Below are 21,557 nucleotides of genomic sequence, written 5' to 3'. Positions count from 1 at the left end.
CGGCGGCGAGAAATGGCTTTACGCTTCGAGCGCGGCCCGCGCGCACAACTCGTCGGTGACGAGGCCCGACAGCCACTTGCCCTTCAACGTCGCGATCAGCGCCTCGCGCTTCCTCTGCCCGCCGGCGAACCCGATCGTCGGGCGCTTCGGTGGCGCGTCGAGCCGCAAGCTCGTGACACGCGCCCCCGTCTCCGAATTCACCCTGGCGCCATCCGCATCGATCGGAAGTCCGAGCAGTTCGGCCACCGCGCCCGCCTGCATCAACTCCTGCACCTCGGCCGACGTAATGAACCCGTCCTCGTGCAGCGGACAGTTGATCCCCACGTTTCCGATCCCGACGAACGCGACATCGGCCTTCTGCGCGAGCGCATCGACGATGCGATACAGCCGGTGGTTGCACCACTGCGCGCGCTCGGCTTCGCTGTCGGCCATGAGCGGCGCGGGCAGCATGAAGTGCTTGCCGCCCGTTTTCTCGGAAAGATGCTGCGCGACGTCATATCGGTTCGACGACCCGTCGTGAGCGATCGCGCCGACCATCGAAACCAGCCGATGCTGCGGCCGCTCCAGTTGCCCGATCTGCGCGACGACGGCCTTGAGCGTGCGCCCGCTGCTGATCGACACGACGAGCGGCTTCTCGTCGACGAGAAAGCGCTCCATCACCTGCGCGCCCGCCACGGCCAGCTTGCGGTCGACCTGCTCGGTGGTATCGCCGTCGATGGGCACGACCTCGCACATCGACAGCCCGTAGCGTTTCGACAATTGCGCGGCCAGCGCCAGGCAATCGGCGATCCGGTGATCGACGCGCACGCGGATCAGGTTCTTCTCGACCGCGAACGCGACGAGCCGCTGGGCCACCGGCCGCGAGATCTGGAGTTTCTCGGCGATCTCGTTCTGGGTGTTGCCCGCGACGTAGTAAAGCCAGGCGGCTCGCGTGGCGAGATCGAGTTTTTCGTTGGACTTGGGCACGGTGGTGGTCGTTATCGTTGCGCTCGCTGTGCCGTAGCACGCGTTGTCTCGTTATTGTGCCTCTGTATTGCCGGTCGGCCGCCCTGAAATGGCGGCCATTTCCAAACTTGCCTAAACTTGCCGCGTGCGTCAGGCGAGCCGGGGCCGCGCCGGATCGAAGAGCGGCCGCACGTGCTGATACAACTCGCGGAAGCCTTTCAGACGCTGGCGCAACAATTCGTGACGCTCCTGATTCGGGATGAATTCGTCCTTGACAGGCGGTTTTGCGAGCACCGTCGCGGGATCGCCGCCGGCCGCGAGCCATCCGAGCCGCGCCGCGCCGAGCGCCGCGCCGGTTTCACCGCCGCCGTGCGTGCGCGTGGTCGTATCGAAAGCGTCGGCGAACATCTGGCCCCAGTATGCGCTTCGCGCGCCGCCGCCGAGCAGCGAGAGCGCGTGCGCCTCCGTGCCGCCCGAGCGCAGCGCGTCGAGGCCGTCGGTGAGCGCGAGCGTCACGCCTTCGAGCACCGAGTAGCCGAGCAGCGCGCGATCGGTCGCGTGCGTCATGCCGAAAAACACGCCTTGCGCGAACGGATCGTTGTGCGGCGTGCGCTCGCCGCTCAGATACGGCAGGAAGAGCGGGGCGATCGCGGTCGATTCGGGCTTGAGTTCGGCGACTTCGGCAAGCAGCGTCGGTTCGTCGGTGGAGGTGAGCTTGCAGACCCAGCGCAGGCAGCTCGCCGCCGACAGAATCACGCTCATCTGATGCCAGCGATCCGGAATCGCGTGGCAGAACGCATGCACCGCCGACGCCGGATTCGGCCGGAAGCGGTCGCCGACGACGCACAGCACGCCCGACGTCCCGAGCGACAAAAAGCCATCGCCCGGTTCGGTCGCGCCGATGCCGATCGCGCTCGCCGCGTTGTCGCCGCCGCCCGCCGCGACGACCACGCCCTCGCGCAATCCCAGTTCGCGCGCGAGTTCGGGTCGAAGCGTCCCCGACGGCTCGCTGCCTTCGGCAAGCGCGGGCATCTGCGCGCGCGTCATGTCGCAGGCGGCGAGCAGTTCGTCGGACCAGTCGCGGCGCGCGACGTCGAGCCAGAGCGTGCCGGCGGCATCGGACGGATCGGAGACCTTGGTGCCCGTCAGATGCAGCCGCAGATAATCCTTCGGCAGCAGCACGCACGCGGTCTGTTTGAAGATCTCGGGCTCGTTGTGCGCGACCCAGAGCAGCTTCGGCGCGGTGAAGCCCGGCATCGCCAGATTCCCGGCGATGCGATGCAACTCCGGCGCGCGTTCGGTGAGTTCGGCGCATTCCTTGTCGCTGCGCATGTCGTTCCAGAGGATCGCGGGGCGCAGCACGCGGTCGCTCGAATCGAGAAGCACGGCGCCGTGCATCTGCCCGGAGAGGCCGATGCCGCGCACTTGCGCGAACTCGTCGGGGAATTTGGCGCGCAGCGCGAAGAGCGCGGTGCGCGTGCCTTCCCACCAGTCGAGCGGATTCTGTTCCGCCCAGCGCGGCTTCGGCCGCGAGACTGTGAACGGCGTGCCCGCCGTGCCGATGACGCTGCCGTCGCTTGCGAGCAGCAGGACTTTTACTTCGGATGTGCCGAGGTCGATACCCAGATACATGAACGAACCTTTGGTCGAAGGCGTTGGCGGAAGCCGGGAGCCGCTAATGTAGCGCCGCACCCGCTCTTGCGCCATGAGCAGAAGAACGGAGCGCTCGTGAGCGAAATCTTAGGCGCGCTTTTCGAGCCACCCGTCGACCCGCGCTACAGCCGCGCGCAGCACGCGCTCGAGCCCGTCGCCCGCGGCCATGCTGCCCCACAGGAGCTTGTCGCTGGCGAACGCCTTCAGCGGATCGGACGACGTGAAGAAGCCGTGCGCGACGGCCGGGTCCATCACGCCGTCCTGATAGGTGTAAGGCAGCTTGCCCTCGTGCCAGCGTTCGAGGAAGCGGAAGAACAGCGCGGGGAGGACGGCCGTCGCGTTCGGATCGACTTGTCGCGCGAAGCATTCCGAGAGGGTCGGCGCAATGAAGCCGGGCAGCTTCGAAAAGCCATCGGCGGCGACGCGCTGGTTCGTGTCCTGAATATAGGGATTGCTGAAGCGGTCGAGCACGACGTCGCGATACTTCGCGAGATCGAGCGGGCTCGGCGTGAGGCACGGAATCACGTCTTCCGTCACATAAGCCTCGGCGAGCGCGCGAATCTCGGGATCGAGTGTGCCTTCGTGGATATATTGCAGACCGGCGAGCGTCCCCGCCCACGCGATGCAGCTATGGCTCGCGTTCAAAATGCGGATCTTGGCCTCCTCGTAAGGAAGCACCGATTCGACCAGCTCCGCGCCGACCTTCTCCCAAGCCGGCCGCCCCGCGCAGAAGTGATCCTCGATCACCCACTGGATGAACGCCTCGCCCATCACGGGCGCCTGGTCGTCGACACCGGTGGCGGCTTTCACGCGATCCCGCACGTCGGGCGTCGGGCGCGGCGTGATGCGATCGACCATCGAATTCGGACACGACGTGTTCGCGATCATCCAGTCGCGCACGGCCGACTCGCCTCGTAGTTGCAGGAATTCGAGCATGCCGGCCTTGAAGCGGTCGCCGTTGCTGCGCAGGTTGTCGCAGTTCTGCAGCGTGACTTTGCCTGCGTTCTGCTTCGCGCGCGCATCGAGGATCGCGGCGAGCGCACCGTAAATCGTCGTGCGTCCGCCTTTCAGATCGGCCGCGATATCCGGGTTGGCCGTGTCGAGCTTGTCGTGCTCGTCGAGGTAATAGCCGCCTTCGGTGACCGTGAACGACACGATCTTGCATTCCGGCGCCGCGCCCGCTTCGACCAGTGCGTCGAGATCGGCGGCCCACGGCACAACCTTCGTGATCGACTTGATCCGCTCGTAGGCGCGTTCGCCTTGCGGCGTCACGGTTTCGAGCGTGTACTCGCCGTTCTGCGAGGCGAGCGCTTCGAGCACCGCGTTCATGTCGCCGCGAATGTTGCCGACGGAGAGCGACCAGCGCGTGTCGCCGGATTCGATCAGCCGGTGCAGATACCACGCCTGATGCGCACGATGAAACGATCCCGCGCCGATGTGCAGGATCACATCGGCGGCCGCATTGCGTTCGCTAGTCATGTTGTCGTCCTCTGAATGGAAGCGTGCGCTCGATGACGTCCGCTGTTTTTGCGTCGACGCGGCCATTAGTGTCAGCCGCGATCAATTGCTCTCGTTGTGAGCGAATGATCGTATCCGGATCGTGGAAAGTCAAGGCGCGTGACAGCGGCTTATACGCTGCGATGCGGCAGGGAATCGCGCTGAAGGAACGTTATGGCTTGATGGAAAGGAAAGTGGTCGACGCTGCAGCGCACAACGACAATGTCAGCGCGAATTGACCGGATGCGCGTCGAACACCGGGCCTTGCACGAAGCGCACGTCGAACTGCTGGAGCGCGTCGAACTGCGCTTCGTCGGTGACGTGGTCGAAGATGAGGGGAATTCTGAGCCGGTTCGCATAGCCGACGAGATGCTTCACGACCGAATCGCGCAGCGCGGCGCCCGCATCCATCTTGATGAAATCGAGCCGCGCCATCTCCGAGACCGACATGATCTGTCCTGCGTTCGGCAGGTTGCCCGCGACCTTGAAGCCATAGTGCTGATAGCTCTTCGTCAGATAGCCGAGAAAAGTCTTATGCGCGACCGCCGCTGCGGGCAACTCGATCACGATCCGCGACGGATTCAGCCCAAAGTCGATCAGCACCGATGAAAAATGCCGTCCGTGGTCGTACTTCACGCTTTTGAGCAGCCGCTCGTGAACCCGCAGAAACAACAGCCCCGGCCGCTGCGCTCCGAAAAAATTGAACGCATGCAGCGCCCGCGACAGCCGGTCCAGCTCGACAAGCTGGCGGTCGTCGTTCATCTGCGCGAAGGGGTCGTAGGACGGACCGTCGGTCAGGAGCGTCAGCGCCTGCACGCCGAGTTCGTCGCCGAAACGCTCGGCGCTTTCCGGTGACGCCGTGAGCGTCTGAGGAAAGCTGTGCGTGCCGACGTCGAAGATCGGTTCGTAGGCGCTCCCGAGCGTGACGCCGTGGAACTTCGCGAGCGCCGTGCCCTCGTGCTCGCCGTCGCCCAGGGCGATGTGCGCGCCGAGGAACGGATGCTCGGCGGCTTTCGAGACGAGGTCGGGGACAGTCGGCGCAATCATGGATTAGAAGGCTCGTGGGGGCTTGGCGCGATGCGGCATGCGTCGATGGTAGCAGCGCGCGATCCCGCGCTTTGCACAATATTCACATATTGATATGCCTCGTCGATACACATCCTAGGGTTTACAACGATTTAACTAATCGTAATTGGTTTTACTATTCGTAAATCTTGTCGCGTATCTCGAAAAGCGCCGCCGCGCGACGACCGCGAATTCACTCGAAGGAAATACATCATGCCGACGTTCGAGACCCATACGGACACGAGCCTTCATTATCAGTCCGGCTTCGCCAACGACTTCGCCACCGAGGCGCTTCCGGGCGCGCTGCCGATTGGCCGCAACTCGCCGCAGCGCGCGCCTTACGGCCTCTACGCCGAGCAGTTGTCCGGCACGGCGTTCACCGCGCCGCGCGCGCATAACCGGCGCTCGTGGCTGTATCGGATTCGTCCGGCGGCTGTCCACATGCCGTTCACGCAGGTGACCGGCGACGCCTCGCGCGCGAAACTCGTCGCGAATTTCGCCGAAGTCCCGCCGACGCCGCCGAACCAGCTCCGCTGGGACCCGCTGCCGATGCCCGCCGAGCCGACCGATTTCGTCGACGGCTGGGTGACGATGGCCGGCAACGGCGCGGCCGAATCGATGACGGGCTGCGCGATCCACCTGTACGCGGCGAACCGCTCGATGAAGGACCGCTACTTCTACAGCGCCGACGGTGAACTGCTGATCCTGCCGCAGGAAGGGCGCCTTTCGATCTCTACGGAAATGGGCAAGCTCGACGTCGCGCCGTTCGAGATCGCGGTGATCCCGCGCGGCGTGCGCTTTTCCGTCGCGCTGCCGGACGATCAGGCGCGCGGCTATATCTGCGAGAACTTCGGCGCGCTGCTGCAATTGCCGGATCTCGGCCCGATCGGCTCGAACGGCCTCGCCAATCCGCGCGATTTCCTCACGCCGCAAGCTGCCTACGAGGACCGCGAAGGCGCGTTCGAACTCGTCGCGAAGATGAACGGCGTGCTCTGGCGCGCGGACATCGGCCACTCGCCACTCGACGTCGTCGCGTGGCACGGCAACTACGCGCCGTACAAGTACGACCTGCGCCACTTCAATACCATCGGCTCGATCAGCTTCGACCATCCCGATCCGTCGATCTTTCTGGTGCTGCAGTCGGTGAGCGACACGCCGGGCGTCGATACGATCGACTTCGTGATCTTCCCGCCGCGCTGGCTCGCCGCCGAGGACACGTTCCGCCCGCCCTGGTTCCATCGCAACGTCGCGAGCGAGTTCATGGGCCTCGTGCATGGCGAATACGACGCGAAGGCCGAAGGCTTCGTGCCGGGCGGATCGAGCCTGCACAACTGCATGTCGGGGCACGGTCCGGATGCCGGGACGTTCGAGAAGGCGTCGGCGAGCGATACCTCGAAGCCGGCGAAGGTCGGCGACACGATGGCGTTCATGTTCGAAACCCGCGCGCTGATCAAGCCGACGCAGTTCGCGCTCGAAACCGCGCAATTGCAGGCGCATTACTACGAGTGCTGGCAAGGCCTCACCAAACATTTCAACCCGGAGCAACGATGAGCACGCCCGCACCCTTCCAGGCGACCCTGAACCCGTCGCTCAAAAGCTGGATCGATTCCGCCAACGACCCGGCGAGCGATTTCCCGATCCAGAACCTGCCGTTCGGCGTCTTCAGCAACGACGCGAACCCGGCGCGGCGCGCGGGTGTGGCGATCGGCGAATGGATCGTCGATCTGGCAGCGCTGGAGCAGGCCGGGCTCTTGAAAACGCCCAATGTCTTCGGCAAGCCGCGTCTAAACGACTTCATCGCGCTCGGGCGCGACGCGTGGCGCGAGGTGCGTATTGCGCTGAGCGGCCTGCTCGCGCACGATAACCCCACGCTGCGCGACGATGCCGCCTTGCGCCAGCGCGCGCTCGTGCCGCAATCGAACGCGACGCTGCATCTGCCGGTCGAGATTCCCGGCTATACCGACTTCTATTCGTCAAAGGAGCACGCGACGAACGTCGGCTGCATGTTCCGCGATCCGAAGAACGCGCTGTTGCCGAACTGGTCGGAGATGCCGATCGGGTACAACGGGCGGGCGTCGTCGGTGATCGTGAGCGGTACGCCGGTGCGTCGTCCGAACGGCCAGATCAAGCTGCCGAACGACGAGCGGCCGGTGTTCAGCGCGTGCCGCAAGCTGGATATCGAACTGGAGATGGGGTTCATCGTCGGCGCGGGGAATGCACTCGGCGACCCGATTGCCTGTAACGACGCGGAGCAGCATATTTTCGGGATGGTTCTGCTCAATGACTGGAGCGCGCGCGACATCCAGCAGTGGGAATACGTGCCGCTCGGGCCATTCAATTCAAAGGGTTTCGCGACGACGATCTCGCCGTGGATCGTGACGCTCGACGCGCTCGAACCGTTTCGCACCGCGACGCCGCCGCAGGAACCGCAGCCGCTCGCGTACCTGCGCCACGACGGCGATCACGCGTTCGATATCGAGCTGGAAGTGACGTTGCGGCCGGAAGGGGCGTCGAAGGCGACGCGCATTTCGCGGACCAATTTCAAGCTGATGTACTGGTCGATGGCGCAGCAGCTCGCGCATCACACGGTCGCGGGGTGCAACACGCGCGTGGGCGATTTGATGGGCTCGGGCACGATCAGCGGTCCGACGCCGGATTCCTGCGGGAGTTTGCTGGAAAGCACGTGGAACGGACAGCGGCCGCTTGCCCTGGACGAGGGCGGCGAGCGCGGGTTTATCGAAGACGGCGATGAATTGACCCTCGCCGGATGGTGCCAGGGCGACGGTTATCGGATCGGCTTCGGGCAGTGCGCCGGGCAGATTCTGGCGGCGCGGAGTGCGGCGGCGGAGTGAGAGGTCGGCGCGGCTCGGATGATTGAGCTCGCTGGACGGCAAGAACCGCCGAAGGGGTTAGACCGCCCGACATTTGAATGTCTACAACGCGCCCCGAACGCGGCCGGGCATACGTCGATCCGCCGCGAGCAGAAGCGCGGCGGCGCTCCCGCTTTCCGGGATCAGCGCATTCCGCTCTGTCTCAAGCGCGTTCCGAGCGCGATTCTCAGCCCGCCGCGAGCAAAAGCGCGACGATGCATCCGGCCACCTCGGGGCCAGCGCATGCGGGCCGCCCTGTCTCGCGCGCGCTCCGCGCGCGATTCCCGCGCTGCCGCGAGCAGATACGCGGCGATGCATCCCGCCACCCCGGGATCAGCGCATTCGGGCCGCCGTGTCTCGAGCGCGCTCCGAGCGCGCTTCCCACCCCGCCGCGAACAGAAACGCAGCGGCGCTCGCCACCAGCACCGCGATCAGCGCGTTCGGGCCGCTCTGCCGCATCAGCGCGCCCGCGATCATCGGCCCGCCGAAGCTTGCGATACTCCACGATCCGCCGACGAGCGACGTCGCCGAGACGAGCGCCGCACCGCGAAACCGCTCCCCGCACGCGACCAGCGACAGCGTGTAGATGCTCCCCGCCGCCGCACCGATCACATACAGCAACGGCCAGCAGACCCACGGCCGCGCCGCCGCCCACGGCAAAAGCGGCAGCAACGCCACGACGACCACCGCCGCGCCGATATGCACGCGTCTGCGCCCGACATGATCGGCGAGCCAGCCGATCGGGAACTGCATCGTCGTGTCACCGAGGAGGAGCGCCGAGGCGAACAGTACCGCCACCTCCGGCGATACCCCGTGCGACATCGCGAAAAGCGGCATCAGCGAGAGCGCGAGCGTATCGAACAGCGCAAAAAACCCGGTGCCGACGATGATCGCCGGCATCCGCGGCAGAACGTGCCGCCAGTTTGCGGGCGCGTCTTGCGATTCGTGCGATTCGTGCATAGGCGGCGCGGCGCGGATCAGCGCGAGCGCGGGCAGCGCGAACAGAAAAATCGCGCCGCATAAAGCAAAGCGCCCTGCCTGCCAGTCGCCGATAAAACTCACCAGCAGTGGCCCCGCCATCTGGAACAGCGTGAAATTGGTCGCGTAGATCGCGACGACGCGTCCCCGCGTGGAATCGTCGGCGAGTTGCGTGACCCATGCTTCGCCGATCGTGAACAGCAGCATCAGCGCCGCCCCGCACAGAAAGCGCAGCACTGCCCAGAGCCACAGGTTGACGGTGAACTGCATCAATACCGTCGCGCCCGCGACCAAGAGCACCGTGCCGACGATCGTCTCCCGCGCGCCGAACCGCGTCGCGACGCGGCTCGCGAGCGGCACGACGGCGAGGCCACCGCCCGCCTGCATAGCCGTCATCAGGCCGACGACGTCGGTGCCGTAGCCGGCTTGCGTCAGCGCGAGCGCGGTGAGCGGCAGCGTCGCGCCGAGGCCGAGCCCGACCACCGCTACGCTCAATATCAGTGCAAGAAAATCACGCGAGAGAATGCGTTTCATCGAAGAACGCGCGTGCTAGTGGCGAGCGTATCGCCAGCAGCGCGTGTGGCTGGAAAGCCGTGATTGTGCCTTTTCGATCGCGTGGTCGCGACCGGGGTGCGCGAGGCGCGAGATCAGGTCAAGCCGCCTGCCCAATCGCCGATCGCCGCGACCGCCTTTCCATCGACGCCGACAGCAGGGTCAACCCGAACGCTCCACACGCCATCAGCACGCCGACCCACGGCAGCGACGTAAGCGGCGCACCCGCACCAATCGCCATCCCGCCGAGCCAAGCGCCCGTCGCGTTGCCGAGGTTGAACGCGCCCTGATTGAGCGTCGAGGCGAGATTCGGCGCATCGCTCGCGCGGTTCACGATCAGGATCTGCAGAGGCGGCACGATCGCGAACGCGAGCACGCCCCACAGGAAAATCGTGACCATCGCGGGGACCGGCGAATGCATCGTCGCGGCAAAGATCGTGAGGATCACGACGATCGCGAGCAAAAACGACAGCAGCGAGCGCAGCACCTTCCAGTCGGCGAGCTTGCCGCCGAGCGTGCTCCCGACCGTCAGCCCGAGCCCGAACAGCAGCAGCACGAGCGTGACCGCGTGCGGCGAGAAACCGGTGACGTCCTCGAGAATCGGCGTGATGTAGGTGAACACCGAGAAGAGACTCGCCGACGCCAGCACGCTGATGCCGAGCACCATCAGCACTTGCGGGTTCTTGAGCACGTCGAATTCGCGCAGGATGCTGGTTTCGCGCATCTCGATATGTTTCGGCAGGCAGACAGCGAGTGCGCCTGCGGCGACGAGGCCGATCACCGTCACGACCCAGAACGTCGCGCGCCAGCCGGCCGCCTGGCCGAGCGCGGTGCCGAGCGGCACGCCGAGCACGTTCGCGAGCGTGAGGCCGGTAAACATCAGCGCGATCGCCTGTGCGCGGCGGTTCGGCGCGACGAGATCGGCGGCGACCACCGAGCCGATGCCGAAGAACGCGCCGTGGCAGAACGCCGTCACGATGCGCGCGCCCATCAAAATCCAGTAGCCCGGCGCGATCGCGCACAGCAGATTACCGACGATGAACACGCCGATCAGGCTCATCAGCGCCTTCTTGCGCGGCATTTTTGCGGTGACGATCGCGAGGATCGGCGCGCCGATCGTCACGCCGAGCGCGTAGCCGGAGACGAGCATGCCGGCGGCGGGAATCGAGACATCGAGGTCGCGGGCGACGTTGGGCAGAAGGCCCATGATGACGAATTCGGTCGTGCCGATGCCGAACGCGGCAATGGCGAGAGCGAGAAGAGGCAAGGGCATGGCGGGAGCGGAGGCGGCGGGAAGTCTCGTTGCGGCGCGCGTTTTCGGATTGAACGACGCAGGCGTCAGCGGCGAGTGAAGGCTTGAATTGTACCGAAGGGTCACAGCGCGTGCTGGTGAAAACCCTAATTCATCTGGTCTGGGCACGGCTTTCGCGTGAAGCGTTATCACCTCGAAAGCCCGGGATGATGCAGAAGTCTTTCCGCCGATTCCCCCGCTATGAATGGTTCTTTTAATTATGAGACGACAAAACCGGGAACGTTGCGCATTCAAGGTGTTGGAGAAATGCCGCGTCTTTCGGTTGAAGGCGTCCTTTCCCAAAGAGGCGGTTTTATGGCCGGTCGTCGATGGTGGATTGGATTAGCGGCCCTCATTTTGAGCGGTGCGGCGCATGCGCAGAGCAGCGCGGCCGGGCCGATCGCGACTTCGGGTGGAGCGCTGCAGTTCGTCTCTAACGATGGCGCACAGATCGCGCAGATCGACGGACGCGAGTTCGATCGAGTGAAAGCGAGCCGACTGCGTCATTTCGATGACACCTCCGGACCGCGCGAAACCGTCGCGCGGATGATCGTCGAGACGGGCGACGATCTCGTGCTTTACGACTTTCGCCGGAATCCGCCGGTGGTCGAGAAAATCGGGCGACGGCTGAAACTCGTCGGCGTGTACTGGCAGCCGGACGAAGCCGTGCTCAAAAGTACGGACGGCTGGTACAAGTTCCAGCGCGGCAAGCTGACGAAGCTCACGTCATCGAAGACGATTTATCACTGAACTGCAGCAATCACGGCCGCACGCCGAACACGCGCTCGCCCGCGACGACGTAGATCGCTTCGCCGCGCGCCGTCTCGTTGACTTCGAAGCCGCCGGTGAAACTGCCGAACGCCGGCAGCACGCCTGAGCGCGCGCCAAACCGGAAGCACGGCAGCCGCACGCGATCAACGCGCGTCGCCAGCCGATACACCGGATGCTCGTGCCCGGCGAGCGCATAAGCGCCAGCTACCGTTTGCGGATGATGGCAAAGCGCCCACGGTCCGAGCGCGTAAGGCTCCTTCACGAGCGACACGCCGAACGCATCCGGCAGCGCGCCCGCGTGCCTGTCGTGATTGCCTTCGACGAGCGTCAGCGCCAGTTCGCGATGCCGCGCGCGCCATTCGGACAAAGCATTCAGCGTCTCATCGGCGTGAGATTCGCGCGCATGCAGCAGATCGCCGAGAAACACGACCGACTCCGGCCGATGCGTCGAAATCAGCGCGTCGAGCCGCGCGAGCGTCTCCCCGGTCGATCCGGCCGGCACCGGAATGCCGCGCGCGCGGAACACCGCGTCCTTGCCGAAATGCGCGTCGGCGATGAAAAGCGCGCCCAGCAGCGGATCGAACGCCGCGCGCTCGGCCGAGAGCAGCAGCGTGTGCCCATCGATATCGACGGTCAGCGACTCCGTCGTCATGTGCGCGCCGCCTTTTCGAGATCGGCCAGCATCCGCTCGACGCGATCCGAGAGCTTCTCCGTGCTCACTTTTTCCCGCAGCCGCCCGATGATGAGCGGAAATGCGAACGGCGTCGGCTTTTTGGGATGCGTCAGCGCGAGGCGGCTCGCGCTCATGCTTTGGAGCGCCACGCGGATGCGGTCGAGTTCCAGTTCCTGCAGCATCACTTCCTCTTCGGCCTGCGTGAGCAGGAGATTACTGCTGTCGTGCTTGCGAAAGACTTCGTAGAACAGTCCGCTCGACGCCTGCAACTGCCGCGCGCTTTTCTGCTGCCCCGGATGCCCCTGATATACGAGCCCCGACACCCGCGCGATCTCGCGAAAACGCCGTGCCGCGAGTTCCGACGAATTGAGGCTCGCAAGGATGTCGTGCTCCAGGTTCTCGGGCGAGAAGAGTCCGTTCTCGATCAGCGTCTCCCAGTCGAACGGGCGCGCGGAGAGCAGTTCGAAGCCGTAGTCGTTCATCGAGATGGAAAACGTGCTCGGCTGGTCGCGCGCGACGCGCCAGCCGATCAGCGAGCCGAGCCCGATATGAGCGGTGCGCCCCGCGAACGGATAGCAGAAGAAATGATGCCCCTCGCGCGAGCGGATCGCTTCGACCAGCAGCACGCCGGGTTCGGGAAGCGCCGACCACTTCGCCTGCAATTCCAGCAGCGGGCGCACGGCGCGCATCTCCGGCTCGTCATAAATGCCGGCGTTCGCGCGCGCGAGCATCATCAGCGTGGCGCCCGCGAGTTCGGACGAAAGCGGCATGCGGCTGCCGGCCCATTGCGGCATCGCGCCGCGCGACGAGGTCGCGCGCTTCACGTAGGCGGTCATGTCGCGCACGCGGATGAGTTCAAGCGCACGGCCGCCGAAGGTAAAGACGTCGCCGGGTTTCAGGCGCGAGATGAACGATTCCTCCATCGCGCCGATGCGCCCGCCCGTCATGTACGCGACGTTGATCGTCGCGTTCGCGACGATCGTCCCGACGTTGTTCCGATGCCGCCGGATCAGGTCCTCGCGCGGCACGCGGTAGATGCCGTCGTCCCCGAGCGCGACGCGGTGGTAATCCGGATACGCCGCGAGCGAGCTCCCGCCGCGCTCGACGAACGCGAGCGCCCAGTCGAATTCCTGCTGCGTCAGGTCGCGATAGGCGTAGGCCGTGCGGACTTCGTCGAAGAGTTCGGGCGCCCGGAAACCGCCGCCGATCGCCACCGTCACGAGGTGTTGAACGAGCACGTCGAGCGGCTTGTACGGCATCTCGCGGCCTTCGATGCGCTTCTCCTCGACCGCCCAGCGCGCCGCCGCCGCCTCGACGAGTTCGAGCGCGTGCGTCGGGACGATCGTCACGCGGGAGGCGCGGCCGGGCGCGTGGCCGGAGCGCCCGGCGCGCTGCATCAGGCGCGCGACGCCTTTGGGCGAGCCGATCTGGAACACGCGCTCGACCGGCAGGAAATCGACGCCGAGATCGAGGCTCGACGTGCAGACGACCGCCTTCAACTGACCGTTCTTCAAGCTGAGTTCGACCCATTCGCGCACTTCCTGATCGAGCGAGCCGTGATGCAGCGCGATCAGCCCGGCCCAGTCGGGGCGCAGTTCCAGCAGCGCGCGATACCAGATTTCCGACTGCGAGCGCGTGTTGGTGAAGACGAGCGAACTGCGCGCCTGCTCGATTTCGTCGGCGACCGGGACGACCTGCCGTACGCCGAGATGGCCGCCCCACGGAAAGCGCTCGATCGTGTCGGGAATCAGCGTATCGACGATCAGCGTCTTCGGCTGCGCGCCGCGCACGGTGATGCGCGGCGTTTTGACGGAGGCGAGCAGCGCGTCGTGCGCGAGCGCGAGGTTGCCGAGCGTCGCCGAGAGGCCCCAGACCTGCACTTCGGGGCGCCAGCGCGCGAGGCGTGCGAGTGCGAGCTGCGTCTGCGTGCCGCGCTTGTTGCCGAGCAACTCGTGCCATTCGTCGACGACCACCATCCGCACGTGCGCGAGTTCTTCCTGCGCGTTAGCGCGCGTGAGCATCAGCGTGAAGCTCTCGGGCGTCGTGACGAGCGCCGACGGCATCCGGCGATTCTGCCGCGCGCGTTCGGACGATTGCGTGTCGCCGGTGCGCAGGCCGACGCTCCACGGCACGGCGAGCGCGCTGACGGCCGCCTGCAACGCGCGGGCGGTATCGGCGGCGAGGGCGCGCATCGGCGTGATCCAGAGCACGGTGAGCGGCGCGGGCAGCGCGCGCGCCTTCGGTTCCGCGAACGCCGCGAGCGCGCCGAGCCAGACAGCCCACGTCTTGCCGGCGCCGGTCGTCGCATGGAGCAGGCCGCTCGATCCGTGCGCGACCTCGCGCCACACTTCGCGCTGGAAGTCGAACGGCTGCCAGGCTTTATCGGCGAACCAGTGGTTAAGGCGCACGTCGAACGGTTGGCTGGCCTGTTCGGGATCGACCGCGAAGGGCGCGGGGCGGAACAGCTCGGCACGGGCGTCGGCCTTGGCCTGCGCCTCGCGGGTCTTCGGAACGCGACGCGGACGAGGCGCGCGCCGCTTCGCGTCATCCGGCGCGTTCATCTAGAAATCCCTTGAGCATGTCGAGCGTGTCCGCGTCGTCGATCTGCTTGTCCGTGCGCCAGCGCAGCATGCGCGGAAAGCGCACCGCAATCCCCGATTTATGACGCGGACTCGCCTGAATCCCTTCGAAGCCGATTTCGAAGACGAGCGTCGGCGTGACGCTGCGTACCGGGCCGAACTTCTCAAGCGTCGTCTTGCGCACGATCGCATCGACCTGGCGCATTTCCTCGTCGGTCAGGCCCGAGTAGGCCTTCGCGAACGGCACCAGCGTGCGCACGCCGTCGGCTTCGTCCCAGACGGCGAAGGTGAAGTCCGTGTAGAGGCTCGCGCGCCGGCCGTGGCCGCGCTGCGCGTAGAGCAGCACGGCATCGACGGAATACGGGTCGATCTTCCACTTCCACCACGTCCCCGACGCCTTCGTGCGCCCGACGCCGTACATCGAATGCCGCTCCTTCACCATCAACCCTTCGACGCCGCGCGCCCGGCTCTCGTCGCGCAAGACGGCGAGCGCGTTCCAATCGTCAGCCTGAACCAGCGGCGACACGCGCAGCAAATCGACGGCGAGCGTCTGCCCGATCTCCGACGCCAGCGCATCGAGCCGCGCGCGGCGCTCGGCGAGCGGCTCTGTGCGCAGGTCAATGCCATCGGCTTCGAGCAGATCGTAGGCAAGCAGCGCGGCGGGCGAATCGGCGAGCACCTTTTTCGTCAGCGACTTGCGCGTGATGCGCGGCTGCAGGCGCGCGAACGGCAGCGGCGCGTCGGCGCCGGGTTCCCACGCGAGAATCTCGCCGTCGATCACGGTGCCGTCCGGCAGCGCCGCGCCGAGCGACGCCAGTTCAGGAAAGCGCTCGGTGATCAGATCCTCGCCGCGCGACCACAGCCACACGCGGCCGCCGCGCTTCACGAGCTGCGCGCGAATCCCGTCCCACTTCCATTCGACGAGCCAGTCGGCCGTTGCGCCGAGCGTCGCCGGATCGATCTGCAACGGATGCGCGAGAAAGAACGGATAGGGCAGGCCGAGGTCGCTTTCGTGCGGCGTATCGACATCGTCGCCCGTGCTCTCGGGCGCGACGAGGCGCAAGTAACGCGCGGCGCTCGGCGCCTGCCGCGAGTCGGTCCAGCCGACCATGCGTTGCGCGATCCGCTTGTGATCGACGCCCGCGACATCCGCGAGCGCACGCACGACGAGCTGCCGCGCCACGCCGACGCGAAAACCGCCGCCGATCAGCTTCGTCAGCAGAAAGCGCTCGCCCCAGTTCAGTTCGTCCCAGTAGCCGAGGAGCCGCTCGCGCAGCTCCGCCGGATTCGCGCCGCGCAGCGTCAGCACGCGGTCTTCGATCCATTGCGCGAGCCCGAGCTCGGATGCGCGCGCGGCGGGCGGCAGGATGTGCGCGATGGTTTCGGCGAGATCGCCGACCGCCTGATACGACTCTTCGAAGAGCCACTCGGGCAGGCCCGCGCGCTCGCGGGCGAGTTCCGTGAGGATGCGCGTCGGGACCGACTGGCGCGGCTTGCCACCTGCGAGAAAGTACGACGCCCACGCCGCGTCTTCTGGCTCCGCGACCGAGAAATAGGCCTTCAACGCTTCGAGCTTGTCGTTCGTCGACGTCGTGGCATCGAGCGCGGTGTAGAGCGCGGCGAACCGTTTCATTGCGCGTCGCTCGCAACTGCTGAGGGCGCTTCCGCCGCATCCGCTTCGATCGCGTCGTCGCCGTATTCGGTCGTGAACGCGCCCGCTTCCAGACCTTGCTCGCGCAGCCAGCGCACCATCGGCTCGATCTGTCCGTGCGTGACGATCACGCGTTCGGCCCCCGTCGCGCCGATCGCGGTTTGCAAGCCGGGCCAGTCGGCGTGATCGGAGAGGACGAAGCCGCGATCCAGCCCGCGACGCCGCCGTGTGCCGCGCAGCCGCATCCAGCCCGACGCGAACGCGTCGCTGTAGTCGCCGAAGCGGCGCATCCACGCGCTGCCCTGCGCGGACGGAGGCGCCACGATCAGCGCGCCCTTGAACGCGGCCTTGTCGCGGGCGGCGATGTCAGAGACGGGGCGCGTCGGCGGCAGCGCGACGCCGGACTGCGCGTACGCGCGATTCAGCGGCTCGACGGCGCCGTGGCAGAAGATCCGCCCGATGCCGCTGTCGACGCCCGCGAGAACGCGCTGCGCCTTGCCGAACGAATAGCAGAAGAGGACGGAGGCGCGGCCTTCCGCCGCGTTGTGCCGCCACCATGAATCGATGCCGTCGAACACGACCTGCGACGGTTCCCATCGATAGATCGGCAAGCCGAACGTGGACTCCGTGATAAACGTATCGCAGCGCACGGGTTCGAAGGGCGCGCAAGTCGGATCGGGCTCGATCTTGTAGTCGCCGGAAGCGACCCACACGCGCCCGCCGTGCTCGACGCGCACCTGCGCCGAGCCGAGCACGTGCCCCGCCGGATGCAGCGAGACCGTCACACCATTGATGACGACGCGCTCCCCATAAGCCGCGCCTTGCAAGTCGATGCCGGGCAGACGCGACAGCAGCACGCCCATGCCCGGCTCGGCCGCCAGGTAATGCCGATGCCCGAAGCGCGCGTGATCGGCGTGCGCGTGCGTGATGACGGCACGCTCGACGGGCCGCCAGGGGTCGATATAGAAATCGCCCGGCGGGCAAAACAGCCCTTCCGGACGCGCGATGATGAGATCGGCTTGTGTGTTCAACCTCGCTCCGGCTGCTCTGCGTGCTCTACGGCTTGCGTAGTTTGATTCTTGCAACAGAGCACGCACCGTGCCCGTCATGAGTCTTTCACGATCGGCCGCTAGGGTGTACAAGTTTTACTCGTGAAGCGTGCGCATCGAGCGCGCGCAGCCAGGCTCTTCCTTATGGCGAACAACGCTTCGATGGTTGCCCCGACACTCGCGGAAACGGTGTATATCGTGCGGCTGCAAGGTCACGCACATTACGATTTCGTGCGCCTGAAGCGCGTCTTTCACGATCCCGGCTCACGTCATGAGGTCGTGCTCGTCGATGTGAAGAAGCTGCTCGAATGCGCCAATCGCGACGATACCGATTACGTGCTCAAAGCCGTCAACGACTGGCATGCGGGCAAGGTGAAAGGCATCCGCGAATTCCTCGATCCTGACAATCCGCGCGTGCCCGAAATGCCCTACGTGACGATCTCGGCGCGGCGCGGGCAGGGGCTGCTTGGTTTACTCGGCGTGAATCGCGAGGGCGTGGTCGCGTTTCGCAATGGCCAGCATCGCGCGCGGTATCTCGCGCACGCGGGCGCGCTGTGCATGCCGGTGGAAGTGCACGAGCGCGAGGCGAACCTGCTGCGGCAGATGTGCGCGGCGGCGGGCGAGGCTTCGGCGGAGTATGGGGAGACGTAGATTAGAGGCGGAACGCGGGCGCGTTCCGCCGGTTTGCAGGGTTAATGCGTGGAGCGCTGGACGTGATGCGTCTGCTGTCCGTTGCCGCTCGACATCGGCATCATGCTGGGCACGTGCGTCAGTATCTCGTCCGGTCGCTCGATGCCGTTCTTCACCTGCGGCCCGAGCTTTTCCAGCGTGTAGTCGATGAAGAGGCGCGTCTTGGCGGGCAGGTACTGCCGGCCCGGATAGACGACGGACACCTTCATGTCCGGATCGTCGATGCTGTACTCCGGCAGCACGCGCACGAGCGTGCCCGCTTCGAGATCCGCGCTCACGATGCCTTCGGGCAGGATCGAGAAACCCATGCCGGCGAGCGTCGCCAAGCGCACCATCAACGCGTTGTTCACGGTGTACACCGGCGCTAGCGTGACCTGGTCGGAGGCGCCGTGGCGATGGCGGAAATGCCACGTCGAGCTGCGAATCTCGTTCGGCAGTCCGACCGCAGGATAGCCTTGCAGGTCGGGCGGCGCGCCAGGCGTGCCGTGCTCGGCGAGGAACGCCGGGGTCGCGACGGGAATCAGCGCGTTGGTGCCTACAGGCCGTTCCACGAGCGCCGTGCTGGACACCATGAACGCGGTCACGATGCCGACGTCGAAGCCGTCCTCGACGAGATCGACGTGGCGCTCGGCCAGCGTCAGGCGCACGTTGACCTTCGGATAGAGCTTGCGAAAGCCATCGATGAGCGGCGTCAGCGTCAACAGCGACAGCGAACTCGATGCAACGACACGCAGCGTTCCGCTCGGCTCGCCCTCGGTGTGGGCGAGAGCGGTTTCGAGATTATCGAGTTCTTCCAGCAGTGCCCGGCAGCCCTCCAGATAACGCGTGCCGGCTTCGGTTAAAGAAAGATTACGCGTGGTGCGGTTGATCAGGCGGGTACGCAAATGCGCTTCCAGCATGGCAATGGATCGGGTCACCAGCGCATTGGAGACATCGAGCTGCTGGGCTGCACGCCGAAAGCTTTCCGTCTCGGAAACACGGACAAACACGCGCATTGCATGGATCTGATTCATGTTTGAGGCCCTCGGATATGTGTGCAAATTGTGCTCTCAGGCGCTGCCGCGCAAACTTCTTACTATTTGCGTCGGCATGGAAATAATATTGACACCCGGGTCAAATTACAATATTTAATTTTGAGGGAAATTATCAACCGTGGCTTGAAACGTGTTTGACATTTTTCTCGAAATTGCGCGGGAACACTCCTGTCAGTATTTGCGTTACTCGGCTGAACCAGCGAAATTGTTATTCTAAAAACAATTTTATGTTTTTAACAAATCATGAACGTGCTTGTACAGTAAGGCGAACGTTAAAAACACGAGCGTGCACTTCCACGCAAGCGAGATAGCTTAAAAGCAGTGCTGTTACGTATTCGGTCCGCGTCGCAGGATAACCGTCAAGCCGCGAAAACGCGCGACGGTCATTTTCAAGATGATTTTATTTATCGCGAGAGGGTGCTTCATAACATTAAACGATCATGTACGGATAAGTCGCCTTACGAATCTGCACCATTATGGAGACAAGCAATGACCTTACCGTCAATGACGTCGGTTCCGTTCACCAGCGAGAATAAGTAATGCTTTGGCATCTGCTCGCGGCGCAGCCCGAAATCGCATTGTTTGCCAGCCTTGCCATCGGCTATTTAATCGGCTCCTTCAAAATCGGTCCGATTCAGCTCGGCGGCGTGTGCGGAACGCTGATTGTCGCGCTGATACTCGGACAAAGCGGCGCCCGTATTTCCCCTGATTTAAAAAATATCGCTTTTGCCCTTTTCATATTCGCCCTTGGCTTTACCGGCGGCCCGCAATTCTTCGCCAACATCGGCCGGGGCTGGCGTTACGGCTTCTTGTCCATCGTGGAAATGGTCGTGGTGATCGGGCTCGTGCTCGGGGCCGTCGCGCTGCTCAGGCTCGACCCCGGCACCGCGGCGGGCCTGCTCGCGGGCGCCGCGACGGAATCAGCGGTCGTCGGCACGGCGTCGGAAGCGATCGGCCGGCTGGGGCTTTCCGCTGCCGATACCGCGCGCCTGCAGGCGAACATCGTCACCGCCTACAGCGTGAGCTACCTGTTCGGGCTCGTCACCATCGTGCTGTTCACGAGCCAGTTCGCGCCGCTCATCCTGCGCGTGAACCTGCGCGAGGAAGCTGAACGCATCTGGCGCAAGCTGGGCGGCGACGGCGCGCTCGGCGAGGGGCAAAGCCTCGCCGCACCGCCGCTCGTCGGACGCGAGCTGAAGGTGACGGTCGCGGCGGGACAGAGCATTGGCGACATCGAAAAGCGTTACGGGCACAACGTCAGCGTGCAGCGCGTGATGCGCAGCCGCTCGGTGATCAAGGCGCAGCCGGCGGTCGTGCTGAAAGCGGACGACCGCATTCTGATCGGCGGGCGGCGCGAAGCCGTCGTGCAGGCGATTCCGGAGATCGGCGAGGAAGTGTTCAGCGCCGATATCTCCGATGCCTACGCCGACAAGCTCGACGTCATGCTCACGCACCGCGGCGTGGACGGCCTGACCGTCGCGCAAGTGCGCGAGCGCGCGGCGCCCGCCGATGCGCGCGGCGTGTTCATCTCGGCCGTCACGCGCCTCGACAGCACGATTCCGGCGCTCCCCGGCACGCAACTGCATCGCGGCGACGTGCTGACGCTCGTCGGCGCCCGCGACGACGTGGCGCGCGGCGCGGCGAAACTCGGCTACGTCGTGCGCGCGACGCAGAAAACCGATTTCGTGTTCCTCGGGCTCGGCGTGCTGGTCGGGATCGCGTTCGGGCGGCTGAGCGCGCGCGTCGGCGGTATCGACGTGACGCTCGGGACCGGCGGCGGGTGTCTGCTCGCGGGGCTGCTGTTTGGCTGGATTCGTTCGCGCTATCCGCTAATCGGCTCGCTGCCTTCGGCCGCCGCGCAGATTCTGAAGGACTTCGGTCTTTGCACGTTCATCGCGGCGGTCGGGCTGTCGGCCGGCGCGGACGCGATCCGCCTGATCCGGGAATACGGCGTCGCGCTGCCGATCGCAGGCATCGTGATTACGCTCGGGCCGGCGCTCGTGTCGCTCGTGATCGGGCGATGGCTGCTCAAGCTCGAAGTGCCGATGCTGCTGGGCGCGATTGCCGGGCAGCAGTGCAGCACGCCGGCGATCAGCGCACTCGTCGGGGTGACGGGCAACTCGACGCCCGTCATCGGTTACACGATTACTTATGCGCTTTCGAACGTGCTGCTGCCTCTAATGGGCCCGCTGATGGTGGGGCTGGCGAGCAAGATGGGCTGAACGGCCCTGCCGCACCTACGTTGCACGGGATCAAAGC

17 protein-coding genes are annotated in these 21,557 nt (G+C 65.5%); 6 read left to right on the top strand and 11 right to left on the bottom strand.

What is annotated here, in order from left to right; genetic code table 11:
- Window positions 1–18 precede the first annotated feature (18 nt).
- The 3 genes from AWB65_RS21900 to dalD form a co-directional block, all read right to left on the bottom strand.
- A complete protein-coding gene (locus tag AWB65_RS21900; protein WP_087669135.1) occupies window positions 19–966 on the bottom strand; it encodes a sugar-binding transcriptional regulator in 948 nt (315 codons plus the stop codon).
- A 129-nt stretch (window positions 967–1,095) separates the two neighbouring features.
- The gene (gene xylB, locus AWB65_RS21895; protein WP_087654803.1) at window positions 1,096–2,577 is read right to left on the bottom strand and encodes a xylulokinase; all 1,482 of its coding nucleotides are present in this window, start codon (window positions 2,575–2,577) and stop codon (window positions 1,096–1,098) included.
- Between the two features lie 108 nt (window positions 2,578–2,685).
- Complete coding sequence (gene dalD, locus AWB65_RS21890) at window positions 2,686–4,077, bottom strand: D-arabinitol 4-dehydrogenase (RefSeq protein ID WP_087669164.1); 1,392 nt, start codon at window positions 4,075–4,077, stop codon at window positions 2,686–2,688.
- 104 nt (window positions 4,078–4,181) lie between these two features.
- Between dalD and AWB65_RS36395 the strand changes: the two genes are divergently transcribed.
- On the top strand, window positions 4,182–4,334 hold the full coding sequence (locus AWB65_RS36395) for a hypothetical protein (RefSeq protein ID WP_235007714.1): 153 nt from the start codon (window positions 4,182–4,184) through the stop codon (window positions 4,332–4,334).
- On the opposite strand, the gene AWB65_RS21885 is transcribed toward AWB65_RS36395, so the two are convergent.
- A complete protein-coding gene (locus AWB65_RS21885) occupies window positions 4,321–5,142 on the bottom strand; it encodes an EAL domain-containing protein (RefSeq protein WP_087654599.1) in 822 nt (273 codons plus the stop codon). The two genes, AWB65_RS36395 and AWB65_RS21885, sit on opposite strands and share 14 nt — an antisense overlap.
- A gap of 231 nt (window positions 5,143–5,373) precedes the next feature.
- Here AWB65_RS21885 and hmgA point away from each other — a divergent pair, with 231 nt between their 5' ends.
- Entirely contained in the window at window positions 5,374–6,711 is a 1,338-nt protein-coding gene (gene hmgA, locus AWB65_RS21880) for a homogentisate 1,2-dioxygenase (RefSeq protein ID WP_087669134.1), read from the top strand.
- Window positions 6,708–8,012: a fumarylacetoacetase gene (gene fahA / locus AWB65_RS21875; protein ID WP_200821761.1), complete on the top strand. Its 1,305-nt coding sequence runs from the start codon at window positions 6,708–6,710 to the stop codon at window positions 8,010–8,012. The genes hmgA and fahA overlap by 4 nt, the downstream gene beginning before the upstream one ends.
- A 351-nt stretch (window positions 8,013–8,363) precedes the next feature.
- On the opposite strand, the gene AWB65_RS21870 is transcribed toward fahA, so the two are convergent.
- On the bottom strand, window positions 8,364–9,542 hold the full coding sequence (locus AWB65_RS21870; RefSeq protein ID WP_087669132.1) for an MFS transporter: 1,179 nt from the start codon (window positions 9,540–9,542) through the stop codon (window positions 8,364–8,366).
- A gap of 118 nt (window positions 9,543–9,660) precedes the next feature.
- Window positions 9,661–10,833 carry an MFS transporter gene (locus AWB65_RS21865; RefSeq protein WP_087654595.1) on the bottom strand — a complete coding sequence of 391 codons (1,173 nt, stop codon included), beginning with the start codon at window positions 10,831–10,833 and terminating at the stop codon, window positions 9,661–9,663.
- A gap of 333 nt (window positions 10,834–11,166) precedes the next feature.
- Between AWB65_RS21865 and AWB65_RS21860 the strand changes: the two genes are divergently transcribed.
- Window positions 11,167–11,601, top strand: a complete 435-nt coding sequence (locus AWB65_RS21860) for a hypothetical protein (protein WP_087654594.1) — start codon at window positions 11,167–11,169, stop codon at window positions 11,599–11,601.
- A gap of 10 nt (window positions 11,602–11,611) precedes the next feature.
- Here AWB65_RS21860 and pdeM read toward each other — a convergent pair whose 3' ends face one another.
- The 4 genes from pdeM to AWB65_RS21840 are packed head-to-tail and all read right to left on the bottom strand — an operon-like array spanning window position 11,612 to window position 17,556.
- Complete coding sequence (gene pdeM / locus AWB65_RS21855; RefSeq protein WP_087669131.1) at window positions 11,612–12,274, bottom strand: ligase-associated DNA damage response endonuclease PdeM; 663 nt, start codon at window positions 12,272–12,274, stop codon at window positions 11,612–11,614.
- The gene (locus AWB65_RS21850) at window positions 12,271–14,856 is read right to left on the bottom strand and encodes a ligase-associated DNA damage response DEXH box helicase (RefSeq protein WP_087669130.1); all 2,586 of its coding nucleotides are present in this window, start codon (window positions 14,854–14,856) and stop codon (window positions 12,271–12,273) included. The genes pdeM and AWB65_RS21850 overlap by 4 nt, the downstream gene beginning before the upstream one ends.
- Complete coding sequence (locus tag AWB65_RS21845; RefSeq protein WP_087669129.1) at window positions 14,840–16,507, bottom strand: ATP-dependent DNA ligase; 1,668 nt, start codon at window positions 16,505–16,507, stop codon at window positions 14,840–14,842. The genes AWB65_RS21850 and AWB65_RS21845 overlap by 17 nt, the downstream gene beginning before the upstream one ends.
- A complete protein-coding gene (locus AWB65_RS21840; protein WP_087669128.1) occupies window positions 16,504–17,556 on the bottom strand; it encodes a ligase-associated DNA damage response exonuclease in 1,053 nt (350 codons plus the stop codon). Before AWB65_RS21840 ends, AWB65_RS21845 begins: the two co-directional genes overlap by 4 nt.
- Before the next feature lie 162 nt (window positions 17,557–17,718).
- On the opposite strand from AWB65_RS21840, the gene AWB65_RS21835 reads away from it, so the two are divergent.
- Window positions 17,719–18,225 (top strand): plasmid fertility inhibition factor family protein, encoded by a 507-nt coding sequence (locus AWB65_RS21835; protein ID WP_087669127.1) that lies wholly within the window; start codon window positions 17,719–17,721, stop codon window positions 18,223–18,225.
- Window positions 18,226–18,266: 41 nt separating this feature from the next.
- Here AWB65_RS21835 and AWB65_RS21830 read toward each other — a convergent pair whose 3' ends face one another.
- Window positions 18,267–19,277 (bottom strand): LysR family transcriptional regulator, encoded by a 1,011-nt coding sequence (locus AWB65_RS21830; protein ID WP_087669126.1) that lies wholly within the window; start codon window positions 19,275–19,277, stop codon window positions 18,267–18,269.
- Between the two features lie 560 nt (window positions 19,278–19,837).
- On the opposite strand from AWB65_RS21830, the gene aspT reads away from it, so the two are divergent.
- Window positions 19,838–21,520 (top strand): aspartate-alanine antiporter, encoded by a 1,683-nt coding sequence (gene aspT / locus AWB65_RS21825; protein ID WP_087669125.1) that lies wholly within the window; start codon window positions 19,838–19,840, stop codon window positions 21,518–21,520.
- Window positions 21,521–21,557: the final 37 nt, after the last annotated feature.

This window comes from Caballeronia humi, from assembly GCF_001544475.1.
Taxonomy (GTDB): Bacteria; Pseudomonadota; Gammaproteobacteria; order Burkholderiales; family Burkholderiaceae; genus Caballeronia; species Caballeronia humi.
This window is presented reverse-complemented; position numbering and strand designations above follow the sequence as displayed.

Bases quoted from the DNA above. Each gene is read 5' to 3' on its own strand.
- xylB (WP_087654803.1), bottom strand. From the start codon at position 2,577: ATGTATCTGGGTATCGACCTCGGCACATCCGAAGTAAAAGTCCTGCTG.
- dalD (WP_087669164.1), bottom strand. From the start codon at position 4,077: ATGACTAGCGAACGCAATGCGGCCGCCGATGTGATCCTGCACATCGGC.
- AWB65_RS36395 (WP_235007714.1), top strand. From the start codon at position 4,182: ATGATCGTATCCGGATCGTGGAAAGTCAAGGCGCGTGACAGCGGCTTA.
- AWB65_RS21885 (WP_087654599.1), bottom strand. From the start codon at position 5,142: ATGATTGCGCCGACTGTCCCCGACCTCGTCTCGAAAGCCGCCGAGCAT.
- hmgA (WP_087669134.1), top strand. From the start codon at position 5,374: ATGCCGACGTTCGAGACCCATACGGACACGAGCCTTCATTATCAGTCC.
- fahA (WP_200821761.1), top strand. From the start codon at position 6,708: ATGAGCACGCCCGCACCCTTCCAGGCGACCCTGAACCCGTCGCTCAAA.
- AWB65_RS21870 (WP_087669132.1), bottom strand. From the start codon at position 9,542: ATGAAACGCATTCTCTCGCGTGATTTTCTTGCACTGATATTGAGCGTA.
- AWB65_RS21865 (WP_087654595.1), bottom strand. From the start codon at position 10,833: ATGCCCTTGCCTCTTCTCGCTCTCGCCATTGCCGCGTTCGGCATCGGC.
- AWB65_RS21860 (WP_087654594.1), top strand. From the start codon at position 11,167: ATGGCCGGTCGTCGATGGTGGATTGGATTAGCGGCCCTCATTTTGAGC.
- pdeM (WP_087669131.1), bottom strand. From the start codon at position 12,274: ATGACGACGGAGTCGCTGACCGTCGATATCGATGGGCACACGCTGCTG.
- AWB65_RS21850 (WP_087669130.1), bottom strand. From the start codon at position 14,856: ATGAACGCGCCGGATGACGCGAAGCGGCGCGCGCCTCGTCCGCGTCGC.
- AWB65_RS21845 (WP_087669129.1), bottom strand. From the start codon at position 16,507: ATGAAACGGTTCGCCGCGCTCTACACCGCGCTCGATGCCACGACGTCG.
- AWB65_RS21835 (WP_087669127.1), top strand. From the start codon at position 17,719: ATGGCGAACAACGCTTCGATGGTTGCCCCGACACTCGCGGAAACGGTG.
- AWB65_RS21830 (WP_087669126.1), bottom strand. From the start codon at position 19,277: ATGAATCAGATCCATGCAATGCGCGTGTTTGTCCGTGTTTCCGAGACG.
- aspT (WP_087669125.1), top strand. From the start codon at position 19,838: ATGCTTTGGCATCTGCTCGCGGCGCAGCCCGAAATCGCATTGTTTGCC.